Below are 2,847 nucleotides of genomic sequence, written 5' to 3' on the forward strand. Positions count from 1 at the left end.
GAATCCTCGTCGACGACGGGATCCTGGAAAAGCGCCGCGGGCTCGGCATGTTCGTCACCCCCGACGCGCGCGAGCGGGCCGTGCAGTCGCGCCGCGAGCGCTACGCCGGCGAGTACCTCGCCCCCGCCATCGACGAGGCCGTCCGCCTTGGCTACGACCGCGCCACCCTGCACTCTCTTATCGACCGCGTCGCAGAAAGTAGAGGAATGTACCAATGATTACCGCAACTCACCTGGAAAAACAGTTCCGGAAGAAACCGGTGCTCACCGACATCACCTTCGAGTTGCCCGGCACCGGCATCCACGCCCTGCTTGGTCGCAACGGCGTGGGCAAGTCCACCTTGCTCGCCATGATCGCGGGCCAGCTCAAGCCGACCAGCGGGGAGCTCACCGTCTTCGGTGAGCAGCCCTTCGATAACGCAAGCGTGATGGACCGCGTCTGTTTTACCGGCGTCGACACTGCGTACCCCGCCTCGTGGTCGCTGGCGGACATCGTCGCCGCCGCGGCGAAGCGCTACCCGCACTGGTCGCAGGACCTCGCGGACACGCTCATGCGCGACTTCGCCCTCGACGAGCACGCGCCCACCATCTACAGCAAGTGCTCCCGTGGCCAGCGCGCGATGATCGGCATCGTGGTCGGCCTCGCCTCCGGCGCCGAGCTCACGCTTCTCGACGAACCCTACGTCGGCCTCGACGTCCACAACACCTCCGTCTTCTACCGCCACCTCCTCGAGCTCGCCGAGTCCCAGCGTTGCTTCATGATGGCGACTCACCACATCGAGGACGCCGCCAAGATCCTGGATTCGGCGCTCGTGCTGGGGCGGCAGGGGAGCGTCGATAAGCATCTGCTCGCTGAGGACGCCGACGGCTACGTCATCGCCACCGGCGACTTCGACGAGCCCGCCGGGGCCATCGCTTACCGACGCCACGCCTCCGCTGCCCGCGCCATCCTCCCCGCAGCAACCGCCGCTGAACTGGGCTTACGCGGCCAGGCCGCGGACCTCGGCGACGTGCTCGAGGCGATCCTGGAGGTGCAGGCATGAGCGCAATGACGCACCTCGACCGCAGGTTCCTCTGGCACCAGTTCAAGGCGGGGCCGTGGATGCGCTTCCTCGGTGCCGCATCGCTGCCGCTCTTCGTGCTATTCGCCATGGATGGGGCGCAATGGATGATTCTCTTCGGCAGTTTCATGTGCGTGATGACGCTGTCGTGGATCGCCATCCCCGAACCCAGCGCCTTCAAGGCGCTAGGCATGAACCGCGCGCGCGTCCGCCAGCAGGTCCTCACGCTTGTTGTGCCCTTTGCGGTCGTGGTCTTTGCCGTGTTCAGCCTCATCAATCCGCACCGGGCGACTATCTCCAGCGCGATTGGGGTGGTTCTTGCCGCAGTGACGTTCCTGGTCTCGGCGCTGCCGTCGCGTGAGTCGGCCGATCTCACTCGCACCGGAGGCATCAGCTTGGCGCGGCGACGCGGCGGCTTCGCGTTCGAAGTCTTCTGGCGCCGCATGTGCGTGTGGGCGGCGCCCGTCGGCCTGATCACGGGCATCCTTTACGCGGTGTGCGCCCGGTCCGCGAGTAGCTGGGTCACCGGAATGCTGCCCTCCGGCGCGTTGCTCTTCTACTGGCTCTGGGGCGTCGGAGGCGGCATGCCGACGGCGGCGGTTGCGCAATCGTTCGGCACAACCCGCAAGTTCTGGGCCGCGACAACGGTCGGCGTCGCGACGGTCGCATCCCTACTGGTCACCGGGTCCGCGATTCTCGTCGCATTGCTTATCGACGCCTCCGTGCCCCTCACCCCACTCCTCCTCCAAGGAACCATCGGCCTCGGCGTGCTCCTGCTGGCAAAGGTGCTGCAAGCCTGGATCACGTCCTCGGGCTTCTTCATCGGCGTCATGGCGTGGTCTGCCACCCGCGACATCATGGACGTAGCCGGCAACAACACCGAAGTCGGCACCGGTGAAGTTGTGGTGGTGCTCGTGTTCTGCGGCGTGTGCCTGCTTTCGGCTGCGGTGGTCTTCGCGCTCATGCTTACTGGTCGGCTCGACCCAAAGCGACCGCGCGAAGTCAAGAAGTAAGTAACGTTACGTTCACCCAAACACCGCCCTTACGCTGGGGATTTGTGTTGGTGTTTGGGTGTGTGTAACTTTATGTGAGTCAGCGAGACCGACAGCGCCCCGCCAGACAGACTCCGCAAGGGAGTAAAGCTGGTGAGATGGCGGTCAGGAAAACGATCGCTGGCCGACATAAGAAAATATGGACTTCGGTCCGGTTGGGTCAAGGATTTGACTTTCGGATTGTGGTTTGTGTAGTGTCGACAAAGTCGCTTTTTACAACTGCTGAGCAAAATGCTTGGTGGTGGGTAAATGTGCGTGTGTTGTTTGAGAACTCGATAGTGTGCCAATGTACTTTTGTTTGTGGATTGGTTGCGTGCCTGTGTTGTGCTAGCTGCACGTTTTGTGTGGTTGGTGTGTGCCGGTGGCGCTGCTTGTGAACCTCTAGTTGCAGGTGGTGTTTGCTGGTTATGGTGCGTGATTTGATTCGCGTTTTGTAACTATATTTTTTGTTGTGTCGGCCTGTTTTTGCCCCGTCGGGTTGGGTCGGCACGTGAAGGTAATTTGAGGATTTGCCAGTCCTGCACTGCGATTGTTTTTGGTTGTGGTGTGGGTTGGTTTGTTTTTGGTTAGGTTTGGGCTTTTCACGGCCTTTGTTTCTTGCTGAAACTTTTTTGTGGAGAGTTTGATCCTGGCTCAGGATGAACGCTGGCGGCGTGCTTAACACATGCAAGTCGAACGGAAAGGCCCTGCTTGCAGGGTACTCGAGTGGCGAACGGGTGAGTAACACGTGGGTGA

General features: G+C 61.7%; 3 protein-coding genes and 1 rRNA gene. All 4 read left to right on the forward strand.

All coding sequences use genetic code 11. From position 1 onward, the window contains the following. Nucleotides 1-218: GntR family transcriptional regulator (locus EAW56_RS11445; protein WP_482764195.1), on the forward strand; the 218-nt coding region annotated here is incomplete at its 5' end. Further along, nucleotides 215-1,042, forward strand: a complete 828-nt coding sequence (locus tag EAW56_RS11450; protein WP_122086671.1) for an ATP-binding cassette domain-containing protein — start codon at nt 215-217, stop codon at nt 1,040-1,042. The genes EAW56_RS11445 and EAW56_RS11450, both read left to right, overlap by 4 nt. Continuing rightward, the gene (locus EAW56_RS11455) at nt 1,039-2,073 is read left to right on the forward strand and encodes a hypothetical protein (protein WP_122086673.1); all 1,035 of its coding nucleotides are present in this window, start codon (nt 1,039-1,041) and stop codon (nt 2,071-2,073) included. Before EAW56_RS11450 ends, EAW56_RS11455 begins: the two co-directional genes overlap by 4 nt. Before the next feature lie 649 nt (nt 2,074-2,722). Then, nucleotides 2,723-2,847 (forward strand): 16S ribosomal RNA (locus EAW56_RS11460); the annotation flags it as partial.

Source organism: Corynebacterium gottingense, from assembly GCF_003693265.1.
In the GTDB taxonomy this organism is placed as follows: Bacteria; Actinomycetota; Actinomycetes; order Mycobacteriales; family Mycobacteriaceae; genus Corynebacterium; species Corynebacterium gottingense.

What these genes read in the sequence shown, in the direction of transcription:
- EAW56_RS11455 (WP_122086673.1), top strand. Translation starts at nt 1,039, where the DNA reads ATGAGCGCAATGACGCACCTCGACCGCAGGTTCCTCTGGCACCAGTTC.
- EAW56_RS11450 (WP_122086671.1), top strand. Translation starts at nt 215, where the DNA reads ATGATTACCGCAACTCACCTGGAAAAACAGTTCCGGAAGAAACCGGTG.